Source organism: Litchfieldia alkalitelluris (genome assembly GCF_002153425.1).
In the GTDB taxonomy this organism is placed as follows: domain Bacteria; phylum Bacillota; class Bacilli; order Bacillales; family Salisediminibacteriaceae; genus Evansella; species Evansella alkalicola.
Genome location: NZ_KZ119600.1, coordinates 2636493 through 2662219 on the forward strand (window position 1 = coordinate 2636493; position 25727 = coordinate 2662219).

30 protein-coding genes and 1 other annotated feature are annotated in these 25727 nt (G+C 37.1%); of the genes, 10 read left to right on the top strand and 20 right to left on the bottom strand.

Annotation, left to right across the window (positions count from 1 at the left end; all coding sequences use genetic code 11):
• Positions 1 to 74: 74 nt before the first annotated feature.
• Together BW724_RS12600 and BW724_RS12605 are read right to left on the bottom strand one after the other, a co-directional pair.
• The gene (locus BW724_RS12600) at positions 75 to 1694 is read right to left on the bottom strand and encodes an ABC1 kinase family protein (protein WP_088075550.1); all 1620 of its coding nucleotides are present in this window, start codon (positions 1692 to 1694) and stop codon (positions 75 to 77) included.
• A gap of 114 nt (positions 1695 to 1808) precedes the next feature.
• On the bottom strand, positions 1809 to 2567 hold the full coding sequence (locus tag BW724_RS12605) for an AAA family ATPase (protein WP_088075551.1): 759 nt from the start codon (positions 2565 to 2567) through the stop codon (positions 1809 to 1811).
• A 96-nt stretch (positions 2568 to 2663) separates the two neighbouring features.
• Between BW724_RS12605 and BW724_RS12610 the strand changes: the two genes are divergently transcribed.
• Complete coding sequence (locus tag BW724_RS12610) at positions 2664 to 3614, top strand: hypothetical protein (protein WP_088075552.1); 951 nt, start codon at positions 2664 to 2666, stop codon at positions 3612 to 3614.
• Positions 3615 to 3632: 18 nt separating this feature from the next.
• Here the strand turns inward: BW724_RS12610 and BW724_RS23655 are convergent, their stop codons facing one another.
• Complete coding sequence (locus BW724_RS23655) at positions 3633 to 3995, bottom strand: hypothetical protein (RefSeq protein WP_088075553.1); 363 nt, start codon at positions 3993 to 3995, stop codon at positions 3633 to 3635.
• Positions 3996 to 4219: 224 nt separating this feature from the next.
• On the opposite strand from BW724_RS23655, the gene BW724_RS12620 reads away from it, so the two are divergent.
• Together BW724_RS12620 and BW724_RS12625 are read left to right on the top strand one after the other, a co-directional pair.
• Positions 4220 to 5425, top strand: coding sequence for a chromate transporter (locus BW724_RS12620; RefSeq protein WP_088075554.1), 1206 nt, complete (start codon positions 4220 to 4222; stop codon positions 5423 to 5425).
• Between the two features lie 99 nt (positions 5426 to 5524).
• A complete protein-coding gene (locus BW724_RS12625; RefSeq protein WP_088075555.1) occupies positions 5525 to 5791 on the top strand; it encodes a protein-tyrosine phosphatase family protein in 267 nt (88 codons plus the stop codon).
• A 273-nt stretch (positions 5792 to 6064) separates the two neighbouring features.
• On the opposite strand, the gene BW724_RS12630 is transcribed toward BW724_RS12625, so the two are convergent.
• From BW724_RS12630 to BW724_RS12675, 10 genes are all read right to left on the bottom strand, one after another.
• Positions 6065 to 6427: a VOC family protein gene (locus BW724_RS12630; protein WP_088075556.1), complete on the bottom strand. Its 363-nt coding sequence runs from the start codon at positions 6425 to 6427 to the stop codon at positions 6065 to 6067.
• A 53-nt stretch (positions 6428 to 6480) separates the two neighbouring features.
• On the bottom strand, positions 6481 to 7542 hold the full coding sequence (locus tag BW724_RS12635; protein WP_088075557.1) for an undecaprenyldiphospho-muramoylpentapeptide beta-N-acetylglucosaminyltransferase: 1062 nt from the start codon (positions 7540 to 7542) through the stop codon (positions 6481 to 6483).
• Between the two features lie 70 nt (positions 7543 to 7612).
• Entirely contained in the window at positions 7613 to 8053 is a 441-nt protein-coding gene (locus tag BW724_RS12640; RefSeq protein ID WP_176371407.1) for a DUF4279 domain-containing protein, read from the bottom strand.
• Between the two features lie 116 nt (positions 8054 to 8169).
• Positions 8170 to 8478, bottom strand: coding sequence for a cell division protein FtsK (locus BW724_RS12645; RefSeq protein ID WP_235848970.1), 309 nt, complete (start codon positions 8476 to 8478; stop codon positions 8170 to 8172).
• A 42-nt stretch (positions 8479 to 8520) separates the two neighbouring features.
• Complete coding sequence (locus tag BW724_RS12650; protein WP_088075560.1) at positions 8521 to 8985, bottom strand: GNAT family N-acetyltransferase; 465 nt, start codon at positions 8983 to 8985, stop codon at positions 8521 to 8523.
• Positions 8986 to 9070: 85 nt separating this feature from the next.
• Positions 9071 to 9547: a hypothetical protein gene (locus BW724_RS12655; protein WP_088075561.1), complete on the bottom strand. Its 477-nt coding sequence runs from the start codon at positions 9545 to 9547 to the stop codon at positions 9071 to 9073.
• 89 nt (positions 9548 to 9636) lie between these two features.
• Positions 9637 to 9981, bottom strand: a complete 345-nt coding sequence (locus BW724_RS12660; RefSeq protein ID WP_088075562.1) for a hypothetical protein — start codon at positions 9979 to 9981, stop codon at positions 9637 to 9639.
• A 155-nt stretch (positions 9982 to 10136) separates the two neighbouring features.
• On the bottom strand, positions 10137 to 11792 hold the full coding sequence (locus BW724_RS12665; protein ID WP_088075563.1) for an FAD-binding dehydrogenase: 1656 nt from the start codon (positions 11790 to 11792) through the stop codon (positions 10137 to 10139).
• Positions 11793 to 11959: 167 nt separating this feature from the next.
• Positions 11960 to 12496 carry a hypothetical protein gene (locus BW724_RS12670; protein WP_088075564.1) on the bottom strand — a complete coding sequence of 179 codons (537 nt, stop codon included), beginning with the start codon at positions 12494 to 12496 and terminating at the stop codon, positions 11960 to 11962.
• A 26-nt stretch (positions 12497 to 12522) separates the two neighbouring features.
• Positions 12523 to 13029: a hypothetical protein gene (locus BW724_RS12675; RefSeq protein ID WP_235848971.1), complete on the bottom strand. Its 507-nt coding sequence runs from the start codon at positions 13027 to 13029 to the stop codon at positions 12523 to 12525.
• A 229-nt stretch (positions 13030 to 13258) separates the two neighbouring features.
• Between BW724_RS12675 and BW724_RS12680 the strand changes: the two genes are divergently transcribed.
• The 3 genes from BW724_RS12680 to BW724_RS12690 all read left to right on the top strand — a co-directional run bounded on the left by BW724_RS12680 (position 13259) and on the right by BW724_RS12690 (position 15118).
• Positions 13259 to 13603 (top strand): YjgN family protein, encoded by a 345-nt coding sequence (locus tag BW724_RS12680; RefSeq protein ID WP_088075565.1) that lies wholly within the window; start codon positions 13259 to 13261, stop codon positions 13601 to 13603.
• Positions 13604 to 13818: 215 nt separating this feature from the next.
• The gene (locus tag BW724_RS12685; protein WP_235848972.1) at positions 13819 to 14232 is read left to right on the top strand and encodes a spore coat protein; all 414 of its coding nucleotides are present in this window, start codon (positions 13819 to 13821) and stop codon (positions 14230 to 14232) included.
• Between the two features lie 205 nt (positions 14233 to 14437).
• The gene (locus BW724_RS12690; RefSeq protein ID WP_088075567.1) at positions 14438 to 15118 is read left to right on the top strand and encodes a phosphatase PAP2 family protein; all 681 of its coding nucleotides are present in this window, start codon (positions 14438 to 14440) and stop codon (positions 15116 to 15118) included.
• A 70-nt stretch (positions 15119 to 15188) separates the two neighbouring features.
• Here BW724_RS12690 and modA read toward each other — a convergent pair whose 3' ends face one another.
• Complete coding sequence (modA, locus tag BW724_RS12695; RefSeq protein WP_088075568.1) at positions 15189 to 15947, bottom strand: molybdate ABC transporter substrate-binding protein; 759 nt, start codon at positions 15945 to 15947, stop codon at positions 15189 to 15191.
• A gap of 253 nt (positions 15948 to 16200) precedes the next feature.
• On the opposite strand from modA, the gene nhaC reads away from it, so the two are divergent.
• Entirely contained in the window at positions 16201 to 17586 is a 1386-nt protein-coding gene (nhaC, locus tag BW724_RS12700; protein WP_088075569.1) for a Na+/H+ antiporter NhaC, read from the top strand.
• Between the two features lie 109 nt (positions 17587 to 17695).
• Here nhaC and BW724_RS12705 read toward each other — a convergent pair whose 3' ends face one another.
• Together BW724_RS12705 and BW724_RS12710 are read right to left on the bottom strand one after the other, a co-directional pair.
• Positions 17696 to 17815, bottom strand: coding sequence for a YjcZ family sporulation protein (locus tag BW724_RS12705; RefSeq protein WP_140354969.1), 120 nt, complete (start codon positions 17813 to 17815; stop codon positions 17696 to 17698).
• Positions 17816 to 18030: 215 nt separating this feature from the next.
• Positions 18031 to 19029, bottom strand: a complete 999-nt coding sequence (locus tag BW724_RS12710) for a tryptophan--tRNA ligase (protein ID WP_088075571.1) — start codon at positions 19027 to 19029, stop codon at positions 18031 to 18033.
• A gap of 46 nt (positions 19030 to 19075) precedes the next feature.
• Positions 19076 to 19308 (bottom strand) — a binding site (T-box leader).
• Positions 19309 to 19461: 153 nt separating this feature from the next.
• Between BW724_RS12710 and BW724_RS12715 the strand changes: the two genes are divergently transcribed.
• Entirely contained in the window at positions 19462 to 19797 is a 336-nt protein-coding gene (locus BW724_RS12715; RefSeq protein ID WP_235848973.1) for a YolD-like family protein, read from the top strand.
• A gap of 216 nt (positions 19798 to 20013) precedes the next feature.
• On the top strand, positions 20014 to 20220 hold the full coding sequence (locus tag BW724_RS12720; protein WP_140354970.1) for a hypothetical protein: 207 nt from the start codon (positions 20014 to 20016) through the stop codon (positions 20218 to 20220).
• A gap of 45 nt (positions 20221 to 20265) precedes the next feature.
• Here BW724_RS12720 and BW724_RS12725 read toward each other — a convergent pair whose 3' ends face one another.
• Positions 20266 to 22665 carry a SpoIID/LytB domain-containing protein gene (locus tag BW724_RS12725; RefSeq protein ID WP_088075573.1) on the bottom strand — a complete coding sequence of 800 codons (2400 nt, stop codon included), beginning with the start codon at positions 22663 to 22665 and terminating at the stop codon, positions 20266 to 20268.
• Between the two features lie 215 nt (positions 22666 to 22880).
• Between BW724_RS12725 and BW724_RS12730 the strand changes: the two genes are divergently transcribed.
• Positions 22881 to 23255: a VOC family protein gene (locus BW724_RS12730; RefSeq protein WP_088075574.1), complete on the top strand. Its 375-nt coding sequence runs from the start codon at positions 22881 to 22883 to the stop codon at positions 23253 to 23255.
• Between the two features lie 129 nt (positions 23256 to 23384).
• On the opposite strand, the gene BW724_RS12735 is transcribed toward BW724_RS12730, so the two are convergent.
• The 3 genes from BW724_RS12735 to BW724_RS24290 all read right to left on the bottom strand — a co-directional run bounded on the left by BW724_RS12735 (position 23385) and on the right by BW724_RS24290 (position 25681).
• On the bottom strand, positions 23385 to 23882 hold the full coding sequence (locus tag BW724_RS12735; RefSeq protein WP_088075575.1) for a PTS sugar transporter subunit IIA: 498 nt from the start codon (positions 23880 to 23882) through the stop codon (positions 23385 to 23387).
• A 318-nt stretch (positions 23883 to 24200) separates the two neighbouring features.
• Positions 24201 to 24995: an SDR family NAD(P)-dependent oxidoreductase gene (locus BW724_RS12740; RefSeq protein ID WP_088075576.1), complete on the bottom strand. Its 795-nt coding sequence runs from the start codon at positions 24993 to 24995 to the stop codon at positions 24201 to 24203.
• Positions 24996 to 25159: 164 nt separating this feature from the next.
• Positions 25160 to 25681: a CueP family metal-binding protein gene (locus tag BW724_RS24290; RefSeq protein WP_176371408.1), complete on the bottom strand. Its 522-nt coding sequence runs from the start codon at positions 25679 to 25681 to the stop codon at positions 25160 to 25162.
• Positions 25682 to 25727: the final 46 nt, after the last annotated feature.

Below are 25727 nucleotides of genomic sequence, written 5' to 3' on the forward strand. Positions count from 1 at the left end.
CCTTCATCACACTCTCCCCATTATAGTAAAGTTCCAACCTTGGATCTAGTTTTTGTAGGGAAGTTAGGATTATGTCATCTACGTTGTTCATGCATGTATTTCATCCACTTTTTCACCTTATAACTGTAGATAAAGTATCCGATACTTGAAATTACAGAGACTCCGATAGAAAGCTGCAAAATAAGTTGATGATTTGTAAAAGTTCCTAACCCTATCCCTAAAATTCCTAGGAGGTTTAACTGAAACAAATTTTTTTTATAGTTTTCATATATAGTAAATTGAAATTGTCTTCGCTGTTCTATTTCCTTTAAACTCTCTAGTTTTTGAGGGAGCTTTAGGAATTCATTAAAGGAATGGACTGTCTTAAATAAAGGTTGTGACTGCAGCCAGAACCAGATAAACGACCACTTGTTATTCTCCTGTTTCCTGAGCCAATTCATAAATACTGGTTTTAAAACATGATGGAGATCGTCTTCTGAGACCAGACTCATAACTATCCCCTCCATCGTTATGAATGATCGGCCTAAGAAGACAAATCTAGTTGGCACCTGAATCGGGAGTGCTTGAATCATATCGTTCAACTCCAATTTTAAAGCAATAAGGTCCATTTCTTTCAAATCGGCAGGTTGAAAAGACATTAATTCAGCCAAGAGTCTTTCCATCGTCCTAGGGTCTGCTTCTGGAAGCAAGAAACCTAAATAAGTTAAGCTTTCCACAGCTTTCGGGTAATTTTTTGATAATAAACTCTCAATTAGCGCTTGAAAGTATGTCGCATCCTTTTTTGAAATTTCTCCTACCATTCCGAAATCTAGTAAAATAATTTCCCCTTCCTTTGAAACTAGTACGTTACCTGAGTGGGGATCAGCATGGAACATACCTGGTTCTAGCCACTGTGGAAGAAAAACTTCAATGAGACGCTTAGCTAGCTCACTTTTATTTGTTTCCAATTGACTAATGGATGCTTCATCAGTAAGTTTAATTCCATTCATCCACTCCATAACCAATATCTTCTCTGTACTCAACTCGGAATACACGTCTGGAATTTTCACGCCTTCAGTATCCTTAAAACGTTCTTGGAAAAAAAGTAGACTGTTTTTTTCCAACGAAAAGTCTAGCTCACGTTCAATAACTTCCTTGAGTTCTTTATATAAAACCTTTAAATTAATAAATCCCTTTGGTAATGGAACAAAGTGATGTGCAAACCAAATAATAATACTTAAAGTACGAAAGTCCGTTTGAATGATAGATTGAATATTTGGTCGCTGTACTTTAATGGCAACTGTTTTGCCATCCTTTAGTATAGCTTTATACACTTCACCAATAGAGGCAGAAGCTACAGCTTTTTTCTCTATAGAAATTAAGGAATTCTCCAGTGGCCCACCCCATTCAGTTATAAGGGTTCTCTCAATTTCCTCCCATTCAGAAGGGGGTACTTGATCGGTCAAATCTTGAATTTGACGAATAAATCCATTAGGGAGCAAGTCTGCACGTATACTCAGTAATTGTCCTACCTTAATAAGTAGGCCTTCTAAATCAAATAATGTCCTTCTAAATCTTCCCCCTATTTTTTCCCACAGCTTTTCCCAATCCGCTGCCGATTTTTTGCTTAACTTATACCAATAAATTTGAATGAAGATGATAAACGCCATTGATAATACCTTTGACATTCTTTTAAATTTACTCTTCGTTTTCATAACATCACTCTTTTCTTTTTCCAAAGGACTATTTAGTAACGATGCAAACTAAGTGAAGCTATATCAATGAATAGGATCGCGTCATAATGCTCCCTTACTACAATAAATTCCACATTACCCTTCAAATAAATGATGAAGCAGGCGATCCTTGTTTTCAAAGAATTGCTTCATTAATGAGTAGTGAGTCGTATCTTCCAAACGCACCTCCGTGAGACCCTCTTCCGTCAACTGAATAATAGTTGCATGTGGATAAGCCATAATGATAGGAGAATGAGTTGAAATAATAAATTGGGAGCCTTGGTTCACCAGCTCATTAATTCTAGCAAGCATAGACAACTGCCTTAATGGAGATAGTGCCGCTTCTGGCTCGTCTAATATATACAAACCATTACCTTGAAATCGTTCTGTAAATGCAGCGAAAAAGGATTCACCGTGGGATTGTTCGTGCAAGGACGTACCACCAAAGGAATCAATGATTTTTCCTCCCAATCCTGGCTCACTATCCATTTTTTCTATATTTGTGGCGACATTATAAAAAGTTTCTGCTCGAAAGAAGAAGTTGTCCTTCGCTCTCTGTACGCCTTTTGATATGCGGAGATATTGATCGAGATTAGAATGGGAATCATAGCTTGAAAAATTAAAATTTAAAGTACCACCCTCTGGATTAAAACCTAATAGGAGTGCAATACCTTCAAGTAAGGTTGATTTTCCCATGCCGTTTTCACCGATAATGTAGGTCACATTTGGATGCAATTTGATTTTATTAAAATGCCTGATAACAGGTAGATTAAGTGGAAATTGATCATATGAAGTAATCTGTTCCCGCTTCAAGTGGACTTCTTTCAGGTATTGTGTTTCACGCGTCAATCTCATACCCTCACCTCCTATTTCCTTTAGGTTAGCATGAAAATGGCTTTGTTGAGTTGGAATGCGATTTGATATATTGCTTTTTACATGATGTTCACCAAGTTGATTTGGTGCTCGATCGGGTATGAGATTCTACTTTTCCTCATTCTCATACCTGATCGGCCCTTGATCGGGTATGAGATTCTATATTTCTTCATTCTCATACCTGATCGGCCCTTGATCGGGTATGAGATTCTACTTTTCTTCATTCTCATACCTGATCGGGCCTTGATCTGGTATGAGATTCCACATTTCTTCATTCTCATACCTGATCGGCCCTTGATCGGGTATGAGATTCTACTTTTCTTCATTCTCATACCTGATCGGGCCTTGATCTGGTATGAGATTCCATATTTCTTCATTCTCATACCTGATCTGCACTTGATCTGGTATGAGATTCCACTTTTCTTCATTCTCATACCTGATCGGGCCTTGATCTGGTATGAGATTATACATTTTCTCATTCTCGTACCTGATCGGGCCTTGATCTGGTATGAGATTCCACATTTCTTCATTCTCGTACCTGATCGGCCCTTGATCGGGTATGAGATTCTATATTTCTTCATTCTCATACCTGATCGGGCCTTGATCTGGTATGAGATTCTACTTTTCTTCATTCTCATACCTGATCGCCCCTTGATCGGGTATGAGATTATACATTTTCTCATTCTCGTACCTGATCGAGCCTTGATCGGGTATGAGATTCTATATTTCTTCATTCTCATACCTGATCGGGCCTTGATCTGGTATGAGATTCCACTTTTCTTCATTCTCATACCTGATCGGGCCTTGATCGGGTATGAGATTCTACTTTTCTTCATTCTCATACCTGATCGGGCCTTGATCGGGTATGAGATTCGGGTTTTCTTCATTCTCATACCTGATCGGGCCTTGATCGGGTATGAGATTCCACTTTTCTTCATTCTCATACCTGATCGCCCCTTGATCTGGTATGAGATTCGGGTTTTCTTCATTCTCATACCTGATCAGCCCTTGATATCCATAACTCCTTAATTCACCTACTACAATTCACTAAATGATAAAAACAACGCTAAAAATCATTAAAAATATAAACGAACTTGCTAATATCCAATATACATTTATTATCAAGAAAGTAACCAATACACTATGTTCCTGTGTTTCTTCTGCTACATTGGATGCAACTTTAAGATTAATAGGGATAAAGTACAATGAAAATAAAAATCCCACAGACAGAGTTATGCCAAGAGTTATAATAAAAGTATTTGAGGTTACTTTTGCGATGGCACTCCCAATAAAGAAAATGGGAATACCCGTCCATATGAAAAAAGTTATTCCTAATAGAACCAATGCTACAATTACTAACATAAAATTCTTTTTAAGTACTTTTGCATAGTTATATACATAAAAACTCACACTACCCCACCTAACATCGCATTATTCACTCCGTTACTGTTAATTAAAGTTTATCATATGATTCCGTATTTTCATTAAACTTCTACGACAATTCTAGGCTACCAACTATCATCAAAAAGGTAGTAATTATACTTCGTCCTTGTTAAAATAAACGTTGCATGAAGAAAGTCATATTAAAGTAGATATGAAAGTTATTCAATTTACATAAAAGTTGGTGTGAGACGATGAAAACAGAAGATAATAAACAAGAAGAAAAGTATAGTAAAGGATCCTTACTAGAAGTATTTTTAGTGGCTTTCAGGTTAGGATTGACATCCTTTGGAGGCCCCATCGCCCACTTAGGTTACTTCCATCATGAGTATGTCAGGAAACGAAAATGGCTAGATGAACGTAGCTATGCAGATTTAGTTGCGTTGTGTCAATTTTTACCAGGACCTGCAAGTAGTCAAGTAGGTATTGGTATTGGTGTTATACGCTCAGGATTATTAGGTGGGATTATGGCTTTTCTAGGCTTTACCCTCCCTTCTGTTTTGGCATTAACCATTTTTGCCCTATTTGTACAAGGTTTTGACATTAGTAGTGCTGGTTGGATACAAGGACTGAAAATTGTGGCTGTTGCTGTTGTTGCACACGCCATTTTAGGTATGGCTTCAAAACTTACACCAGACAATAAAAGAAAAACGATCGCATTATTTGCAGTTATTATTACATTGTTGTGGCAAGCGGTCATAACACAGGTCGTTATCATCGTTGCTGCTGGGCTCGTTGGTTTTTGGATATACCGAGAACAAAAAGCACCGGAAATATCACACATTCATGTACCAATAAGTAAGCGTTTTGCTGTCATTTGTTTATCCATCTTTTTCGGACTCCTTTTCCTGCTTCCTTTTTTAAGGGAATTGACGTCTATTCATTGGATTGCTATGTTTGACAGCTTTTACCGAGCAGGATCCCTCGTATTTGGTGGTGGTCATGTTGTTTTACCACTTCTTGAGCGAGAAATCGTTCCAGTTGGTTGGATGACGGAAGAAGCATTTTTAGCAGGATATGGGGCTACACAAGCCGTACCTGGACCGCTTTTTACTTTCGCAGCATACTTAGGGGCCATCATGAACGGTTGGGGAGGTGCTCTACTAGCAACAGTAGCCATTTTCCTCCCAGCCTTCCTTCTTATTCTAGGGACACTACCATTTTGGGGTGCATTAAGAAGTAATCCACATATTCAAGGTGCTCTATTCGGAGTGAATGCGGCTGTAGTTGGAATTTTAGTTGCAGCACTCTATCATCCGATCTGGACTAGTTCCATATTATCACCTGTTGATTTTGCGTTAGCGGCTGTATTATTTGGAATGCTTGTGTTTTGGAAGTTACCACCTTGGACAATAGTTTTAGCAGGAGCAATCGGTGGAACCTTGATTAACTTGATATAATTTTACGTCTGTCAGAGTGTTCTGTTTCATCTATACAGTTTGTACCTACTTGGTATCTTTGTATATAAAATATAATCACAATATTAAGGGCGTGTTCAAGTGGAAAATAAACAATATCATCATCTATTAGAGCGCATGTTCATTGGTGCTGCCGAAGATGCTATGTCTATGGTATCTGAGGAAAAAGCAAATGTAATCGTTGACCTACGAAGCGAAGCAGAAAGTTGTTCCGTATCTGATCCAGAAGTCCAGTGTATTCGTGTTCCCATAACAGATGCCATTTCTGGTCAAAAAGAGGAACTTAAGCGAGCAATTGATACTGTTGTAGAAGCCTTTCATGCTGGAAAAGTAGTAGGATTTCACTGAGGTGGGGGAAAAAGCCGCGCAGGTAGCGTGGCAATAGGTGTACTTCTAACACTAGGAATATGTAATACTGTTGATAAGGGAGAACAATATATTCAGCAAATTCGACCACAAGTAAAGGTCCACCCCCTTTTAAAAGAGGAGCTTAGGAAGATATTCCCTTATTCCTAATATGAATGGTTGATAACTTAACATTTAGGGACCCAAGTGTCTTCCCTATACTTGGGTCCTTCTTTTAATAACTTTCGGTAAAAAATAGAAACATAGATAACAAATCTAAAGCTCTTTAATGATCTCTACTCTATTACCAAATGGATCCCTAAACTCAAATCTTTCAAAATTAGGGATTGGGACAGAATCTATTATTTCTATGCCATTTTCCTCTAGCTTGTTCCTCCAATATGAAACGTCTTCTACTTGGTATGCTAAATGTGCTTTTGTTTGAAGACGGTCAAATCCTGCTTCTGTTCCTACATGAACTGATATGTCACCAACTTGTAACCAAAATCCTCCTCTTCCTTTAAGAGAGTCAGGTTTTTCTATCTCAGGTAAACCTAAAACATTACAATAAAAATCTTTCCCTTCCGCCTCAGTACCCTTTGGTATTGTTATTTGTGCATGGTGAAGTCCAATAATCATAAAAAATCATCTCCTATATACGTAATATCATTTTTTCCACATAAATTGTACCTTTATTTTACTTGATTAATTTCGGCCACAAGGGTTTGTAATGCTTCCCCTTTTTGCGACTCTTTCATTCTTTGTATAAATTCATACTTGTTTTTATAGATCGTGTTAACGTATTCCATCAAGGAATGGCGATTAAGTTTATCTTCTTCCAAAGTAAGAGAATATCCTTTTTCTTCAAATGCCTTAGCATTCAAGATCTGATCTCCCCTACTTTGATTTAGTCCTAGTGGAATAATGATCATTGGTATCTTTAAGGCTAGAAACTCAAATATGGAGTTAGAGCCACCCCTTGTTATGACGATATCCGTCGCAGCTAGTATATCTGGTAGCTCATCATGAACATATTCATACTGTCTATACCTCGGATGATTAGACAACTTATCATCAATGTTATTTCTACCACACAAATGTACCACTTGATAATCCATAGTTAAGACGTTCAGAGATTGACGGACTACTTCATTAATTTTTTTTGCACCTAGACTCCCACCCATGATCGTCAGGATTGGTGTATTACTGTCATATTTAAGAAACTCCCTTCCAAAATCAGGAGAACCATTAAATATCTCTCCCCTAATTGGGGAACCAATCACTTTCGTTTTATGCTTCGGGAAAAAATTAGTCGTTTCTTCAAAAGAGGTATATATTTTCGATGAAAATCTTTGGGAAATTTTATTTGCTAGTCCTGGTGTCATATCACTTTCATGCATGTAGATAGGTATATTTAAAGATTTTGCAGCTAAAATAACAGGAACGGAAACAAATCCACCTTTAGAAAAAACGAGACTAGGCTTTATCTCTTTTAAAATACGCCTTGCTTCAAAGCAACCTTTTATCACTCTGAACATATCCCATACATTGTTTATATCAATATATCGTCTTAGTTTTCCACTACTTATCCCATAATAAGGAATGCTAATTTTCTCGATTAACTCTTTTTCGATCCCACTTTTTGAGCCGATATAATAGATTTTCCATTCATCTAGTTCATTCATCAGTGCAATGTTGGGTGTTACATGCCCAGCAGAGCCACCACCTGTAAATACAATTCCCTTTCTTGTCATACTTTCCTCCTTGTACATCAACAATATGTTTATTCAATAGAATCAGGTTAAGCATGCACGTCAACACTTTCTAACTATCCGTTTCCTCGTCTAAAAACACATATATGTATTGGTCGATGTCGATAAAATTATCTATACTAATTGCAAATTTCATTACATCTATTGGTATGACATAGGAAGGAGAATCTTCATTAACTACATGTGTAACTACTCGCAAAGCAGTTTCGATTCCAAGTTCTCTTTTTAACTCATTAATAACCTCAACTTTATCTCTAAACGTATCAACAATCTTCCCAATAACCATTTCAAAATCCCATGTTTCAATAAGACCTGTACTATATCTCCATTCTGTCGTAACATATTGCCTCTTTTGGTTTGCCCAATCTCCTATTTTTTCAAGATTCGTTGGTGTTACTCCCAATCTGCCCGTTACTGTTTCTAGTGGAAAATCCCAGTGTGGTTCATTTTTGAAAAAGCATAAATATGCTTCAATGGTTGTTTCCTTGTACAAAAAAATCCCCTCCAATCTAGATGGTTGAATGCGTATTCGTTTACTTTACGTGGAAATGGCTCACCCAACAAGATGAAAGCAAGTGTGCTACGGGGCTTTAACTATTGAAAACAACCTTATATTTTAACATCATGTTCATAACCTGTGATAAATAAATATAATCCGTATATCGCTAATCCAAGTCCGACATAAAACGTCCAAGGATTATCTTCTCTGACCTTATCGAATGTTCTTATTGTTAATAGTCCAAAAAGAATAGTTACGATAGGTATGATGACAAACCGTGGACCGAATAGAAACGATGTGAGCCCCATCAGCATCACTATTAGTCCATAGGGATTCTGTTTTTTGATCTTGTTCAATTCTTCTTTTTCCTCAATGGACAAATCGTCTAACCCATTCTTCCACTTAGCCCTGTTACTCAATATAATCCAACCTTCCTAAGAATAATGGTAGGTGATTCAAAATTAATTAGGGTAATAAACCATAGGTTCTGTACAATGAACGTAACCATTTTTCCTATAATAATTTTCCGCATCTTCACTTGGCCATACAATAACGAATTCGTATTCATTCACTTTTATCCATGAGTTGATTGAGCTCAATAATTCACTCCCAACCCCAGCATTTCTAGACTCTGGTTTCGTATAAACGTTAGTCATGTATGCGAATGGTTTCGTAATTCTACCAGGTCTCGGAACCTTATGTATTAATTCAACATATATATGTGAGGAGATTTCCCCCGTTTCATCCTCTGCAATCCAAATAAACCACTCACTACTATTTAGTGCTTTCTGTAAAAATATATAACATTCCGTTGCAAATTTTTCATAATCTTCTCCTTCTTTGCTTACGTCGAACTCTATTGTGTTATCCCACCTCATTTTGATTAACTGCTCAATGTCTTTTTCTTCAGCTAGTCGAATATTCAATATATACACCCCCACTATTCTCTGTTTGTCATCTCATTTTTTTCCAGAATAACCATAAAAAGAACCGTTCGTAATTTATATGAAACTATCGAAAAGGCCTATAGAAATCTTCTTCTAGCTGATATACATCTCCATTAGACGGGTTTATCATGTAATATAAATCATCTCCTGAAGCCTGAACCTCATAATGATAGTAAAAGTTTTCTAACAGCCAAGAAGAATTATCAGTCGTTTGTATCGTTTTGAACTCCGTTGAAATAAAGGATACTTCATCATGGGTGATTTCATTTTGGAGAATTTCTTTTCCACCTTCATAGGTTGTTGTCGGTAAAGCGATGATGAAAACAATTGGCATGATAATTAATAATGCAATATTTGCTATAAAATCCTTACCTTTGCCCGATTGCTGCACGCCCAAAAAGAGTATAAATTGTAAAATGATCGTTAAATCAAAAATCCATGTTTTTATCACACCGTAGAAAAGCATGTTTATTATATGTATTGCTAACAGTTCGATTGCAAAAATGCCAACCAATAATCCTGCTAAACCTTTGTTACTCATATCTTATACCCCCCACAATTATTTTCTGTTCTCTTATTCTATAAAATATAAATTACGATAAACATTACTATATATTTGATCCAAACTCCTTAGTTTATAAGGGTTAATAATAAGGGAAATATACCTATAATGATAAAACTTGAGAGGAGAACTCGCTGCAACAAGGATTTGTTTTCATTTTTAATACTATCTTTCTTTATTTCCAACCATAAAACAAAGATCAAAGCTGCTACAACTCCAAAGGTACTCGCTTCAATATCAAGTCTGCTATATATGTAAGACAACGTACTGCTTACTAATACCCCTATAATGAGGAGGAGGACAAATCTAACAATCTTATTTGGTATTAATGACTCTGATAAAAATTTTCTGCTAAAAAGATAAATAATCCAAGCTGATACAAACAGAATAATTATAAATGCAATAACGTACATAAAAGCCTCCTTTCGTTTCATATTAACATTAATTCTCTGAACTTTGGAATAATTCCCCAAAAAAGCGTTTCTGTTTTTTCACAGAAACGCTTTTTCGCATCTTGAAGATATTGACTTATTTTTAAATTTTTATATATAGGGTCTTTCCGTTTCTCTTACTTCATTTCTTCGGCAATTGCACGCCCAGCTACTCTTCCTGTAAAAAGACAACCTCCCAAAAACGTCCCTTCTAATGAACGGTATCCATGTACACCGCCTCCACCAAATCCGGAAACTTCTCCAGCTGCGTATAATCCTGGAACTGGCTTTCCTGTTTCATTCAAAACTCTCCCTGATAAATCTGTTTGTAATCCCCCCAATGTTTTCCGACTCAAAATATTGAGGCGAACTGCAATGAGAGGACCATTCTTTGGATCGAGTATTTTGTGAGGGGAGGCCACGCGTACAATTTTATCTCCACGATAATATCTTGCACCTCGCATCGCTGTAATCTGGAGATCCTTCGTAAACTTATTATCTATTTCCCGATCTCTCGCAATGATTTGTCTTTCTATATCAGCTAAATCCAACAGGTTTTCTCCAGATAGTTGATTCATTCCCGCAACAAGGTCAGCCAAATTATCACTAACTACAAAATCTTCTCCTTTTTCCATGAAAGCTTTGACTGGAGCAGGCGCACCTTTTAATGCCCTTCCTAGTACTTTACGAATACTTTTCCCCGTTAAATCGGGATTTTGTTCTGAACCAGAAAGGGCAAATTCCTTTTCTATAATTTTTTGTGAGAGAATAAACCAAGAATAGTCATACCCTGTCTTTTTGATAGCATCTAGAGTAGCTAGCGTATCAAAGCCAGGATAGTTCGGGGCTTGAAAACGCTTACCTTTGGCATCTAACCAAATAGACGAAGGTCCAGGTAGAATACGAATACCATGATTTTTCCATATAGGTGCCCAGTTTTTAATGCCTTCCGTGTAATGCCACATCCGATCGCGATTCACAATTCTGCCTCCTGCTTTTTCAGTAATTGCAAGCATCCGCCCATCAACATGTTCAGGAACACCTGAAATCATTTGTTTTGGTGGGGCGCCAAGTCTGCTTGGCCAATTCTTTCGTATCAAATCAAAATTCGCTCCAATTCCACCACTTGAAACTAATACTTTTTGTGCACGATATTCAAAATCACCAATTACCTCTTTACTACTCCCCTCTCCACGAGCAGCATCACTTGGAACAAGCACAGCCCCACTTGCACCGACAACAGCTCCATTACTTGTAATTAATTGATTCACGCGATGGCGCGGAAGAAATTTCACTACCCCATTTTTCATATGCTCACGTACACGTCGTTCAAATGGTGCTACAATTCCTGGTCCCGTCCCCCATACAATATGAAATCGTGGCACGGAGTTTCCTGGGCCATCAGCTAGGTGACCACCTCGTTCTGCCCAACCAACAACTGGAAAAATACGTACCCCCATATCATACAACCAAGAACGTTTCTCTTCTGCAGCAAACTCTACGTAAGCTTCCGCCCATTTACGCCCCCAATAATCTTCGTCATTCTCCCTATCAAAACCAGCAGTCCCAAGCCAATCCTGCCACGCCAAGTCTTTAGAATCCTTAATCCCCATTCTTCGCTGTTCAGGTGAATCAATAAGGAATAGCCCACCAAAGGACCACCAAGCCTGTCCCCCCATTGAAGCTTCTGGTTCTTGGTCTAACAATAATACTTTTTTTCCCGCGTCCCCCAATTCTGCTGTAGCTACCAACCCAGCTAATCCAGCTCCTACTACAATAACATCATATTCCATGTAACTGATTCCCCCATACTTTATATTTACTTAATATTCTGATATTCAAAAGCGGATTATGTCTTAAGTATTAGTCCATCTATGCCGCATTATGAAAGACTTTTAATCTATTGATATGAAGATTCTTCATTTTAACTTACAAAGCCCTTTTCTAAAATACAATCCTTCTATTCTATTTCATTTCCGTCCTTATCATAGTATGTATAATCAAACATATATCTTCCATCCGATTCTGGTAAAGGAATCCAAGTCACAGATTTTTCTTTTAACGGAAACTCTTGTTCAATTACTTCTCTATTTACGATCAACTCCATTTTAGCAATCTCATTTTCATTAGTTGTTACTACCCAAAACGCGGCTCCATCATATTCACCATTCCTTACATGCTCGAAAAATGCAGTAAAGGTTGGGTTTCCACTTCTTATGAATCTCCACTCATAATTACCATCGAGGTTTTTTGTGAACTGTATAAATGTTGGCTGGTTATTATCTAAAAAGCTTACAAATCTGTCCTCTCCTAAATCTTTAATATCCAGTATTTCTATGGAACCCTCTCCATACCCATCTATGGACCTAATCACTTCCACAATAGATTCCTCATCGTTACCATATGTTCCTTCATTCTTTAAAAAAATAGATGCAGAAACAATCATAACGATTAAAACAATAAATATAAGTACACTATATTTTTTCAACAAATACAAGCTTCACTCCTCCTTAAGTCATGATATTATGCATAGCCACCAACTGTATCAGGCAACTCTTGATACTCCTCTTTATTGATAATAATTTCGTGTATAAACTTCTCCAATTCTGCAAGGTCTAACATGTAATCAGGATAATATTGGCATACACTACCATATCCCATTCTTTTCGTTTCTCCACCCATTTCAATCTTCCAAATTGATAGTGTTGCTGGAGAGCTCGCACAACTTAAGTCCTCATCTATATCTATCTCCATGATGTTGATGTCCATCATTTTATTATAAATTTCTTTCATTTCCTGATTAGATAAAGTAATGTTTACCTCTGCTATGCCACTTTGTACTAGATCTTTCACTACAATGTTATGAAAAGTGTCCACTTTTTGATTACCACCCACTCCATAACTTAAACTAAAATTAAAGTCTTCCGGCATTTTATCTGGTTCACCAGTCGATGGAGAACAACCCACCATAACAATTAAAGTACCAATAACAAATGCCCCAAATGAGTAAATGAGTTTTTTTCTAATCAACCAAACACCTCCTAGTCTCCTAACAGTATATTCTTCAAAAATCCTCAAACATGAGTCATTTATTAAACCTAATAATATCTAATACAATACACAAATAATACAATAATTTCGAATAGTAGATTTCAATTTTATTGTAAAATTAATATTATACTAGTATTTGAAGTAATTTATTGGAATAACATTAAGATAGTGATTGATTATAGGAAATAGATGAAAGGAGGTGATAAGAATGACAACTCAAATTATACTTAATGCAACAAATGAAACGTCTGGACAACAACGGTCTTTTTTCGATGGTGGTTTATTTCAATTTATAGGTTGGTCTATTTTAGGTTGGATAGTAACTGTATTTACATTAGGAATTTGTTATCCTTGGGCAGTAACAATGGTATACAAATGGGAAGTTGAGCACACAGTCATTAATGGAAAACGACTAAGATTTCATGGGACCGCCCTTGGATTATTTGGAAACTGGATCAAATGGTGGTTCCTTACTATTATTACCTTAGGTATTTATGGGTTTTGGGTCTTTATATCAGTGAAGAAATGGAAAGCGAAACACACTACTTTTTAGTCAACAAAAGCCTGCCCCCAGGTGCTAAAACTGTTATTTCCCTTCTACATAGGGCAGGCAACTTTATTTATTTCCAACAACTCTCACCCTTTATCCTCCCAACCACATTAAATATCTCACCTAAAACTCAATGTTTATCTTGATCAATTTGTCCAATCAGGAAGCCTCATTTTTCATATCGTAATTATTGAATGACTCGAAAGGAGGAATTCAATATGAGTAAAAAGTGGAACGCACTAGACCCAATTCATGATACGCAGGACGAAACACAACAAGCAGGTAACAAAAATAAAACGAAGCAACTAAATGAAGAGTATATCTATATTAAAGATTCTTGTGACATTACTGTTACTTCAACAGACACGAAAGCATCTGTTAACCTTCAAGCTGGTCTACAGGCTGCAATTGCTGTTTTAATTAGCATCTCTATCGCTGACTCTGACACTGCAGAAGATCTCACGCAGGAATTAATGCAAGCATCAAAAACAGAGCAAGTTTCTATTCAAAAAACAGTGATAGAAAACTCTCGAGATGTTGAAGTGTCAACAACTGACACGCAAGTAGCAGCAAACATTCAAATCCTTCTCCAATTACTAATCGCACTAGCTGTAAAACTAGATATTCTTTAATATAGAGGTTTAGATAGTTCCCCTGTATAGTCAGGGGGACTTTCTTGCCTTCTCCGTGCTGTAACAAAAAGAAGATAAATTCTTAAACCATAAGGCGGTTCTCCCAGTGTAAACGTGAGAACCGTTCCTACGTTCACCTTTCTTCTTGTTTAGGAGAATGGTATAATACACTCTTACATCCAAGTTTTGAAAGAGTGGTAATATTATGAGCACTTCAACAAAAAAAGACTTTTATATTGCAATTAGCTTTTTAGTATTGTTTGTCTTCCTCTCGGTCTTATCATTACTAGATCAGTTAGTACTTTTCGATCAACGACTTATCTCCTTGGCTATGAGTGTAGCAACTCCTTCTATCATGTCAGCAATGGAACTAATAACGAAAATTGGTTCTGGAGAGATAATCATTGTACTTACAGTCTTAATTGGTATCACTTTAATGGTAAAAAAAATGTGGGCTTATACTATATTGTTATTTACACTTAATTTTGGTGGTATAATATTAAACTTTTTGCTCAAGATTCTTTTCCAACGGGAAAGACCAGGGGAAATGAGTGTCATTGAAGTATTCGGTTACTCCTTGGAGATTTCCTCATATAGTTTTCCAAGTGGGCATACTATGAGAGTTTCCATTTTATTTATTCTCATTATTTTCTTAAGTTTTCAACTTATAAGCAACACAATTGCAAAATATATCATTGCACTCTCAGCCATATTCGTCATTTGTGCAATTGCATTAAGTCGAATCATTGTGGGAGCACATTTCCCTTCAGACATTTTTGCAGCGATTGCTATTTCCATATCCTGGTCATACCTTTGCTTCATGACCTTCCGCCACTTAACGCAGGGACGGTTCTCCCGTTCACGGGCATTATGGTTCATGAATTAATGGCTAGATAACAAAAAACGCAGATGAGGTTCTCAAGTTTTGTAAAACCGTAGAAACCCCACCTGCGTTTTTAATATGATGGTTTATCAAAACCGTACTCCTTTAAGAGCCCCTGTCCCTCATCACTTAAAATAAACTCCACAAACTGCCCAGCTAATTCCCTTTCCCCTGATTGGACAGGTATTCCTAAAGCTTGTAGGATCGTATCATGGGAAGCATCATCAATCAGTTCATAGTAAAATCCCGTTCTATTCATAAGAGCCAGTGCAATCAACCCGACATCTGCATTTCCTGTTTCAACGTATTGATACGATTGTCTTATATTCTCCCCTAACACTAATTTAGGCTGAATTTCCTCCCAAATTCCCCAGTATTCCAATGTTTCTTTTGCTGCTTTACCATATGGAGCATGTTCAGGATTAGCAATAGTAATTGTTTTAACATCTGAACTTAGCAAATAATCTACATCTAGATTAACCTCCTCTTCACTTGAGGACATAGCAACGAGTCTCCCAATGGCGTAATACTCTTTAGAATCCTCATGCACTGCACCATTTCTAATTAATTGGTCTATAAACGATTCATGCGCCGCCAAAAATAAATCAAATGGTGCTCCCTCTTGTATCTGTTGTGTCAAAAGTCCAGTTGATCCATATGTATATTCTATGTTCACATCATATTCTTCAGCAAAAGCATTGCCAATTTCAGTTAGTGCATGATATAGGTCAGAAGCTGCTGCAACATATAAAGTTCGCTCTTCCTCTTGGGCATTGTTGCATCCGAAAAGTAAGATAATAGGAAATAAAGCTAGTAAATATCTTTTTAACATCAAAGTTAATTCCTTTCAACTCTGTTTTTTAAATCATAAAAAATTATACCACAATAGACATTAAGTCTGCCCCTTCTCCCTTTTTAAAATTCACATTTTCATATTGACTTCTCAGCATAAACATTATACAGTTATAATGTTACTTTATCGCATAAAAGCGTTTAAGTGTTTAAGTGGTTAAACGGTTAAATGCCCATTATTTCTAATATTTGTAAAAACAAAACTGTAAACGTCAGAAGAGGGAGTTGGCGAAATGATAGATTTAAAAAGATGGGAATCATTCCTGATCGTAGGAGTGATGCTTAGTATCATTGGTGTGTCCTTAATTCACTATAATGCACACCCTCATGTACCAATCTTTTTCGTCATCGTTTTTATAATTGGATATGGATTTATTCGCCGAATAGCATGGTCTACCATGGAAGAAGGCATTATAAAAGGAGTAAAGTCTGGAATCATTCCCATTATCATTTTTATGTTAATTGGTGTGCTCATTGCAGTTTGGATGGAGTCAGGAACTATACCTACGTTGATAGCATACAGCCTGCAAATTGTATCAACTGACTATTTCTTACCAAGTGTGTTTATAACAACTGCTATCGTCGGTTTATCTATTGGAAGTGCATTTACAACAGTCTCAACTATTGGCGTAGCATTTATTTCAGTCGGGACGATCCTTGGTATTCCGTTACCAATGGTGGCAGGTGCAGTTATATCAGGGGCCCTAGTTGGAGACAAAATGTCGCCATTATCAGATACGACTAACCTTGCTTCCTCTGTTGCAAAAACAGATTTATTTGAACATATTAGGCATATGTTGTGGGTAGGCGTACCTGCATTTCTCATATCCCTTATTCTTTTTACCATCGTTGGACGAACAAATGGATCGGTGCAGCTTCATAATCTGAATGACATGCTCATATCCTTACAGGAAACAGCAATCGTCCATCCATTTGCACTATTACCAGCTTTTTGTATTGTGATCATGGCAATCTTGAAGAAGTCCGCAATACCAACGATGATTTTAGGGATTGTCGTAGGCTTAGTCACCTCGTTCGTTCTTCGCGGGGACGTCATGATTGCAGATTGGATGACCTTGATTCAGAATGGTTATGTATCTGGTGCAGAGAATCCAGAACTTGCGAATATTCTGGATCGCGGTGGAATCCAGAGTATGATGTGGGCGGTGTCCCTTCTTTTATTAACATTAAGTATGGGTGGTTTATTGTCCGTTCTCGGTGTTATTGAAAAATTGATTGCCTCTATTCAAGGTGCTGTAAAAACAACTGGAAGACTTGTTTTGTCAACTGTTTTTTCAGCAATTGGAATTAATGTGAGTCTTGGGGAACAATATATGTCTGTTATTTTAACAGGTGAAGCATACGAGAAGCGTTATCAAGAAATGGGGCACTCTGGAAAACAGCTATCTAAAGTCCTAGAGTCAGGAGGGACAGTTATTAACCCGTTAATTCCCTACGGCGTTAGTGGTGTATTTATGTCCAGCGTATTAGGTGTTCCTGTTCTTTCTTATCTACCATTTGTATTTTTCTGCCTACTGTGTCCAATTATTACAATTATCTACGGATTCTCAGGAATTAGCTTTGGAAAAAATACGTTGCGTGAATCTAACGTAAGCTAATTTATATCAAGTTGATTATTTTAAATGTATCTAGCTACCCATAGCGTGTCCCTATAGTAGAGGATGATCCAACCCGATATGGAATTGGAGCATCCTCTTTTCTTCTTAATTAATAAGGGCTTCCCACAACTGCTGCTCCAATGATTACTAGGAGTACAAAAATTACAACAATAAACGCGAAGGCACCTGCAAAACCTGGTGTGTGTGTGTGTTTGTGTGCGTGTGTCATCATCCTACCCTCCCTTTCTCCTCTTACAATAATCACAACCCTACTGTTAAACTATGCGGCAAATAAATTTGTGTATAGGAATTGTCCTATATTCATAAAAAATCAGTTATTTATCCCGTAAACATGGGTAAACATGGGGACGGTTCTTACGTTTACAATTGTCTGATAATTGTAAACGGCAGAACCGTCCCCATGTTTACTCTCTTCTCAACCTTTCACACAGTAATCCCAATTTTTCTCTTAATCTCATTAAGAAATGGCTTGCTAATTTCACGCGCTTCCATTGCTCCATCCTTTAAGATGTTATCAATAGTCTCAGGGTGAGCCATGAGCTCTTTGTACCTTTCCCTTGGACCTTCCAAGAACCTGTTCATAACAATAAATAACTGCCTCTTCGCCTCACCCCAACTAATACCAATTGAATAAGCTTCCCTCATTTTTTCTACCTCAACAGGTGTTGCAAATTCTTTATAGATTGTAAAAATGATTGAAGTATCAGGATCTTTTGGTGCTTCTGGTGGTAATGAATCGGTTTTAATTTTATTTATTAATTGCTGTAATTTTTTTGGTTCTTCAAAAATCGGGATTGTATTATTATAGCTTTTACTCATCTTCCGTCCATCTAATCCTGGTAATACAGATGTTCCTTCTTGGATTTTATACTCTGGTAAATGAAAAGTTTCTCCATAGTAATTATTGAAGCTTTCAGCAATATCTCTTGCAATCTCAACGTGCTGTACTTGGTCTTTTCCAACTGGTACTACCTCGGTTTTGAACATTAAGATATCTGCAGCCATCAAAACTGGGTACGTGAATAGACCAATATTTACTCCAGTGTCTTCGTCTTTCATCAAATTTACATTTTTATCAACCAGTGCTTTATAGGCGTGGGCTCGATTCATTAAGCCCTTAGTTGTAATACAACTTAGTATCCAGTTTAATTCGAATAGTTCTGGAACATCTGATTGTCTGTAAAAGATTGCTCTCTTTGGGTCAAGACCAAGTGCCAACCATGCAGCTGCAATACCATATGTTAATTGCCGAAAGTCATTTGGTTGTTGCATTTTAGTTAATCCATGATAATCAGCAACAAAGTATGCTGGCTGATACTCCTTTCTAATTGCCAAATCTAGTGCAGGTTTAATTGCACCAATATAATTGCCTAAATGTATTTGGCCAGTTGGTTTAATACCTGTGAGAACTGTTTTTTTCATTAGTAACCCTCCTTCTAAAAATACAAAAAGGGCTACTCCTCCCCTAATAAAGGACGAGTAACCCGTGGTGCCACCTTTGTTCGCTATTAACGCGCTCATTCCGTACAGAAAATATTTTCGATACGTAGTCTCTTTTATCGGTGAGACATCCGGCAAACCTACTAATCGTTCAGTTTACAAGCTCAGAAGCCCATTCAACTTTATTATGCACTGATTCACACCAACCATCAGCTCTCTGTACCACACATAAAGTTTACTATTCTTCATCAAAGCTCTTGAAATATTTCCTTAATTGTAAATTATGGATAATAAAAGATCAACATTTAATTTTTGCTATACACATGGAATTGTTCAAGATCACCGATAAAAACAAACACATGTTCTTGTTTTTGTTTTCTCTTTGGAGTATATTAGTCTTAGGAGGTTTTTGAGATGGATATGAATAATAACAAGGATCGGGGAACGATTAAGTGGACTGCCATGATGTTGCCAGAGCATGTTGGCATGTTGAGGGATCTAGAGCACAACCTCAAAAAACAACCAAAACCAGAGATTGATGAACAAAAACTAGAGGAATATGAATTTACTATTTGTGAAGCACTTGAATTTAATAAAGAACTAACATTCCATTATTGGAAAAACGGCTTTTTTGAAGACGTGACAGGTCATGTTCATTACATTGACCACATTACGAAAAGACTCCATATAAAAAGTACATCAGGAGATGTAGAATACATTAAAATAGATTGTATAACCTCTATCAAATAATCAACTTTAGAGCTATAGCCATAAAAACCTTTGTTTCTACTGTGCTTCAAAGCTCAGTAGGACTCCTCTGAACTGACACAAGAAAACATTAACTTATTTTCATTCCCCGCCCCGGCATCTCCCCTATTTCAAAACAATTTTGAGTGTTTAAATTTAAATTTCCCACATATATCTCATAAAGAGGATACTCAAAGTTTTTATGAAATGGGTGATAGCATGCTGTATAACGTGATTTTTTATGAAAAAGGGGAAATTATTTTAAGTCAAGTTCGAGAAAAGTTACCAGAGGAAGGGCAAGGTATTAAGGTTAAGGGGAGAAAAGGGAAAGTGCTACGTGTAGAAAAGTCGGATGACGAAAAGAGATATTACATTACAGTAGAAACAGTTAGCAAAAAAGCAGAGGACAGTAACAAGAAAAGATAGGAAAAACGACAGGCGCCTATTTGGCATGACCTGTCGTTTTCTCTATCATCTACTTACCCAAACGATTCTTCTCTTTGAATCCCAGTGAGTTCTAGCGTTTGTCGTTTCATTCAATGTTCGCATTGATACGTAGACCCTTGAGTTAGAAATAATTGGTGCATTGGTTAATTTTTTATTTTTCCCATTGACCGTTGCTGTTCTACTTTTTACAGTCATTCGGATATTCGAGCGTTTATCTCTCACAGTAATGCGATTAGTAGATCGATTCCATGTGTAGTTCATTTTTAGTGTGTCAGCGACACCTTTCATTGGAACATAAATTGTGTTGTTACGCACGATTGGATTGCCTTGAACATTAGCAACTCGCCCATTGATCACAACTGCTGTTTGTCCATTTGCTGAAAGACGCTGGTTAATGGTTAGTAGATCTACGTGTATAAACCCTCGCACCTTTCCAGCTTGCACTTCGTAAAAACTTCCTCTTCTACCTAGAATGTTAACATTTTGATTGCGGGTAGCCTTTCCTACAATTTGAGATGATGTAGAATTAGACTTTCGGATATTGGCAACATTCACATTTACTCTTCCAGTAACACGAGTACCAACTTTCGCAACTGCAGGTGCTGTCGATTTAGGCTGCGTCACTGTTTGTGTAGCAGGTTGTGTCACTGGTGGTTGCGTTACCGATGGTTGTTGAATTGGTTGCGTCGTTGACTGTGTAACTGTTGGTTGCGTCACAATTGGTTGTGCTACCACTGGTTGCGTGCTTGGTTGTGATACTGGTTGCACCACTTCTGGCTGTTGTGGTTCAACATGCGTCAACGTGTGCTTAACAGTAGCAAGGTCCGTTTGACCACTATCCTTTGCCTCTATCGTAATGTCGTATGTGCCGTTAGGAATCGTTGTTACTGTCCAAAACTGAGAAAGATTTCCTGACTTTCGATTTACGTCTCTTATTAATGTTGCTACTAATTTGTTCTCTGCATCTCGAACTGTGATCGTTACCTGTGCGTCTCTATTTAAGTGATATCGAACAATAACCTGGTGATTTTTCGCATCAAACTCCACGCGAGAATCCGTAATTTTTAGTACAGCTCTTTCCTCTTCTACAACAGGAGCTGGTGCCTGTGCTTGATATTGGATAAACGGTGTTAAGGTAGTCCCAGGGTAATAAAACTCCAAAATGTCCCGGACTTTAAAACCTTTATCCGCCATCCCCTTGGCTCCCCATTGACTCATTCCCACACCGTGACCAAAGCCACGACCATTAACAACAAATGATGTACCTGTATCTCTCACACTATCAATAAACAAACTTCTAACGACACTGGTCCCCAACATGGATCTCATTCGCTGTGAAGTTGTATTCGTCAATTGTAAAGTGTGCAACATAATGGAACCATCGGCGTTTCGCACAAAACTATTATTACTTAATGAACGAACATAGAATTGTACAGTAATATCACCATGTCTCATGCGGCCCCCTGAGGTTTGCTGATCAGAAAACCTCAATGTTGGAACAGATATGATTTTAATGTCTGAGTTCGGATAACCGTTGTTGTTTAACCAAGACTTCAAGTTATTCGCAATCGCAGTGTCCCTTTCCTTCACTTGGGACCACCAATTTTCAGGTGTTAATAAATTTAAATTAGCAATATCAATCTGGTTTTTATGAACAGTAAAATTCCATGGGTTCACTGGGTCGTGTGGGTCTTGTTTAACTGGAAGATAAGAAACATTTGTCCCACCCCAGGCATTCCCATTAGACTCTGTTCTTCCACCATTACTAGAAGAATAAACAGCTGATATATATTTCCCTTGATGCATTAATGTTTGACCGCTTGTTTCATTCACTGCACGTGTACTGTTTTGATGCCATGCGTACCCAGCGTAAACTTGAAAATTCACTGTGTCATCAATGACCTTAGCTCCTTGCATTGCCACATACGTTCGAGCAGCAACAGCTTGTGCCTTTAGGGCCTCCACGTTCCAAGAAGCTGGCATCTCTGAAGGAACAACACCTTTTAAATAATCTTCCACCGGTAACGTATTAATCGGTCTAACAAATGAACCTTCTCGTACAAAACGCATCGTACCTTGGTATGGACGATTATTTATAAAAATGAGGTGATCCTCATATGATCTTGGAGTAAAAGTTAACTCATTTAATGTATGCAATCTATTAGAACCATCTAGCATGACGATCGTATTACCTTCATTTCTAAGACGATACGTCTTTCCGCTTTCAATAGCAATATTATGATTTAAAAAATAATTACCTGTAAACCTAATTGTAACCTCATTCATATTACCTAAATAGTTTACTAGTCGGACACTAACATTTGGTTGTATATGAGCTTGTCCATGAACAACATCATATTGAAAAGGAAAGGAAACAATAATAAGTATAAAAGCCAATAAAGCGGAAGTGATCTTTTGCTTCATCTATTTTCCCCCTACAGGTAAAGTAATAGCAAACTAGTAAGCTAATCATAATCATTTTTGAGAATAATAGATACTAGTTTTTTATGGGAAAAAAATATGCAAATAAAGTAAAAAAGCACTAGAAAAAAGCTAAATATTCCTAACTTTGCATTTCACATGATGGATTTGTTAAAATGTTCATCTACTGAATTGAAAAAGGAAAGGAGATAATATAGATGATTGAAAAAATTGGAAAAATAACGTTATATGTGAAGGATCAAAAAGAAGCGAAGGATTTTTGGTTGGATAAACTAGGCTTCGAATTGAAATTTGAGCAGCCAATGGGACCGAACTTATCCTGGATAGAAGTGGGGCCAAGTGATGATAATACAACGTTAGTTCTCTATTCTAAATCCGCGATGGAGCAACAAGATCCATCTGTAGTCGCCCACCCTTCCGTCATCTTCAGTACAACTGACCTTGAAGCAGCTTATGAAAAAATGAAGGCTAACGGAGTAAAAGTTGAGGAAATGCAAAAAATGCCGTATGGCTCTATGTTCATTTTCTTTGATCAAGATGGAAATAACTATTTATTAAGAGAAGACGCTTGAGATAAGAAATGTAAACTTGAGAATGATTTACATAATCACGAGCAAGGAAATTAAAATAATATAAAATGACCATCCACTTTGCATAAGTAGATGGTCATTTCAATAATTAAAATATAGTGTATTCATTTACTATGATCGTTTTGTTTTTAGGAGAGCTGTCTTCCCTTTTTCACACCTATCTATAGCCATTCTTTCAACAATCTCAACAGAATCACCATTCGTGATAATAATTGGAGTTATCGTGCTTGTTGCTTTCTCTTGGATTAGGTCAAGATCGAATGTGATTAATTTGTCCCCTACCTTCACCTTATCTCCCTCTTTCACATGCCCAGTAAAGCCTTCTCCCTTCATATTCACCGTATCAAGGCCTACATGAATGAGAATTTCCACACCTGCCTTAGAACGAATGCCAATGGCATGCCTTGTGGGAAAGAACTGTATGATCTCTCCATCTACTGGGGAAACGACATTCCCTTCAGAAGGTTCAATAGCAATGCCATCACCCATCATTTTTTGTGAAAAAACGGGGTCTGGGACGTCTGATAGCTGTTTTACTGTTCCTGTTAACGGAGCAACAACTACTTCTTCCAACTCAACTTCCTTTTTACCGAATAATCTCTTTAACAAAACAAATCCACTCTCTTTCTAGTTTGAGGTTATGTATAGGATTAAACACTTGTATATACAACTAATAAAGCAAAATATATAATACCTATTAAATATTGTCAACTAAAAACCTTTCTTCCTACTGGTATATCTTATATTTGGAGGTCATTCTCTTATGGTAAATAGCAGCTTATTTTTATCCTCACAAGCGGAACTACTTACTCTAATGGACATGGACATTTTTTCTTATTCAACACGAAAAGCTGTCCTAAATAAAATTCATTCCAGACAGCTTTCATCTCTTTTTATCCATTCAACTCTCATTTTACTAGAGCGAGTTCATTTCAATTTTTCTGCAATTAGCTTCGCCGCGCGTTTCGGATTTAAGCGATACATCAGATCCATCATTCTCGAATCTTTACCAGCTAACACCCTGTATTCGTCCTTTTCGATTCCTCTGACGATGATCTCTGCAGCCTCTTTACTTGATAATAGCTTATAGGAAGCATCTTTTTTTGGGTCCGACTTTCTCGACCCTTCCGCTCCAGAATTTTTCATAATATCAGTTCCTACCCCACCAGGGAAAACAATAGTAACCGATACATTTGTATCACTTAGCTCTGAATGTAATCCTTCCGTAAATAATTTTACAGCCGCTTTTGAAGCACCGTAAATAGATTGACCAGGTACAGGAAGAAACCCTCCCATACTAGAGACATTCGTGATGTTTGCGACTGGCCTATCCAATAAGTAAGGCAGGAACGTTTTTGTCATATAGACTGTTCCATAGAAATTAATGTCCATTACTTGCTGGATTTTTTCATAATCAATATCGTTTATGTCTATAAAAGGTTGAATAATTCCTGCGTTATTTATCACCCCATCCACGGCACCATGCTTAGAAATCACTTGCTCTGGAAGCTCCTCCACTTCCTTTCTATTAGAAAGATCCACCTTATGAGTAGATAGATTATCACGTTTTTGTTCTGATAACTTTTTAGTTTCCTCCAGAGCGGTTTCATTAATGTCAACTGCTGCTACTTTCGCCCCTTTCGATAGTAAATGCAGCACTACATCCCTTCCAATTCCGTTTCCACCACCTGTAACTACGAAAACTTTATTTTTTACCTCCATCGCACTTCCCCCTTAATATCCATTAATACTTCCAAAACTATATTTAGTACTCACTAACACTATTACTTTATTATATTATTCTAAATTATCAATTAGAAAGGGAAATGCATTTATCGGCTAATCACTAATAAACAACGAAAAAAAACACCAATTAAATTGGTGTTTTAAGACAATTGCATCGTTGTTATACACGTATCGTCACCTTCATAGGTTGAAATCTTCGACTCCACACTTTTCTCATTGTTTTCAATGGTAATTTGATACGTGCGATCACGTGGTAGCCATAAATCAATAAAGCCGTTTTGTAAGGAGGTTACTGTATCATTTAATACGATGCTACCATCCTCCACATCTACAATGACCACTTCAAACTCTTCCTCTATCATCTCTCCCTGACAACCTGTCAGATTATGAATGCTTCAAGGATGGGTTTCATTAACGTATGGTGCAATGGAAACAAAGAAATCTTCCTCTGAAATATCATAGACAAACTGATCGTCACCTTCCCTGACCATTAATTCATGAGAGGAAATAGAAGCGACTTGATTAGTAATATTTCCTACACTGTAATCGTGCACCAGTTCGCGAATGTCCTCCACCTCCATTGAGGTATTATTATCATCATTACATCCTACTAATAAGAGAATGAGAACAAGGCCAATTCCGAATAGTACTTTTAATTTCATCAAATATCACCACCTTTTTTAACTCTTTTATATTAAAACAAAAATA

Bases quoted from the DNA above. Each gene is read 5' to 3' on its own strand.
- BW724_RS12600 (WP_088075550.1), bottom strand. From the start codon at position 1,694: ATGAAAACGAAGAGTAAATTTAAAAGAATGTCAAAGGTATTATCAATG.
- BW724_RS12710 (WP_088075571.1), bottom strand. From the start codon at position 19,029: ATGAAAAAAACAGTTCTCACAGGTATTAAACCAACTGGCCAAATACAT.
- BW724_RS12705 (WP_140354969.1), bottom strand. From the start codon at position 17,815: ATGACACACGCACACAAACACACACACACACCAGGTTTTGCAGGTGCC.
- BW724_RS12690 (WP_088075567.1), top strand. From the start codon at position 14,438: ATGAGCACTTCAACAAAAAAAGACTTTTATATTGCAATTAGCTTTTTA.
- BW724_RS12630 (WP_088075556.1), bottom strand. From the start codon at position 6,427: ATGATTATTGGACTTCACCATGCACAAATAACAATACCAAAGGGTACT.
- BW724_RS12730 (WP_088075574.1), top strand. From the start codon at position 22,881: ATGATTGAAAAAATTGGAAAAATAACGTTATATGTGAAGGATCAAAAA.
- BW724_RS12685 (WP_235848972.1), top strand. From the start codon at position 13,819: ATGAGTAAAAAGTGGAACGCACTAGACCCAATTCATGATACGCAGGAC.
- BW724_RS12635 (WP_088075557.1), bottom strand. From the start codon at position 7,542: ATGACAAGAAAGGGAATTGTATTTACAGGTGGTGGCTCTGCTGGGCAT.
- BW724_RS12680 (WP_088075565.1), top strand. From the start codon at position 13,259: ATGACAACTCAAATTATACTTAATGCAACAAATGAAACGTCTGGACAA.
- BW724_RS12740 (WP_088075576.1), bottom strand. From the start codon at position 24,995: ATGGAGGTAAAAAATAAAGTTTTCGTAGTTACAGGTGGTGGAAACGGA.
- BW724_RS12665 (WP_088075563.1), bottom strand. From the start codon at position 11,792: ATGGAATATGATGTTATTGTAGTAGGAGCTGGATTAGCTGGGTTGGTA.
- BW724_RS12715 (WP_235848973.1), top strand. From the start codon at position 19,462: ATGGATATGAATAATAACAAGGATCGGGGAACGATTAAGTGGACTGCC.
- BW724_RS12620 (WP_088075554.1), top strand. From the start codon at position 4,220: ATGAAAACAGAAGATAATAAACAAGAAGAAAAGTATAGTAAAGGATCC.
- BW724_RS12725 (WP_088075573.1), bottom strand. From the start codon at position 22,665: ATGAAGCAAAAGATCACTTCCGCTTTATTGGCTTTTATACTTATTATT.
- BW724_RS12660 (WP_088075562.1), bottom strand. From the start codon at position 9,981: ATGTACGTTATTGCATTTATAATTATTCTGTTTGTATCAGCTTGGATT.
- BW724_RS12605 (WP_088075551.1), bottom strand. From the start codon at position 2,567: ATGAGATTGACGCGTGAAACACAATACCTGAAAGAAGTCCACTTGAAG.
- modA (WP_088075568.1), bottom strand. From the start codon at position 15,947: ATGTTAAAAAGATATTTACTAGCTTTATTTCCTATTATCTTACTTTTC.
- BW724_RS12720 (WP_140354970.1), top strand. From the start codon at position 20,014: ATGCTGTATAACGTGATTTTTTATGAAAAAGGGGAAATTATTTTAAGT.
- nhaC (WP_088075569.1), top strand. From the start codon at position 16,201: ATGATAGATTTAAAAAGATGGGAATCATTCCTGATCGTAGGAGTGATG.
- BW724_RS12655 (WP_088075561.1), bottom strand. From the start codon at position 9,547: ATGAGTAACAAAGGTTTAGCAGGATTATTGGTTGGCATTTTTGCAATC.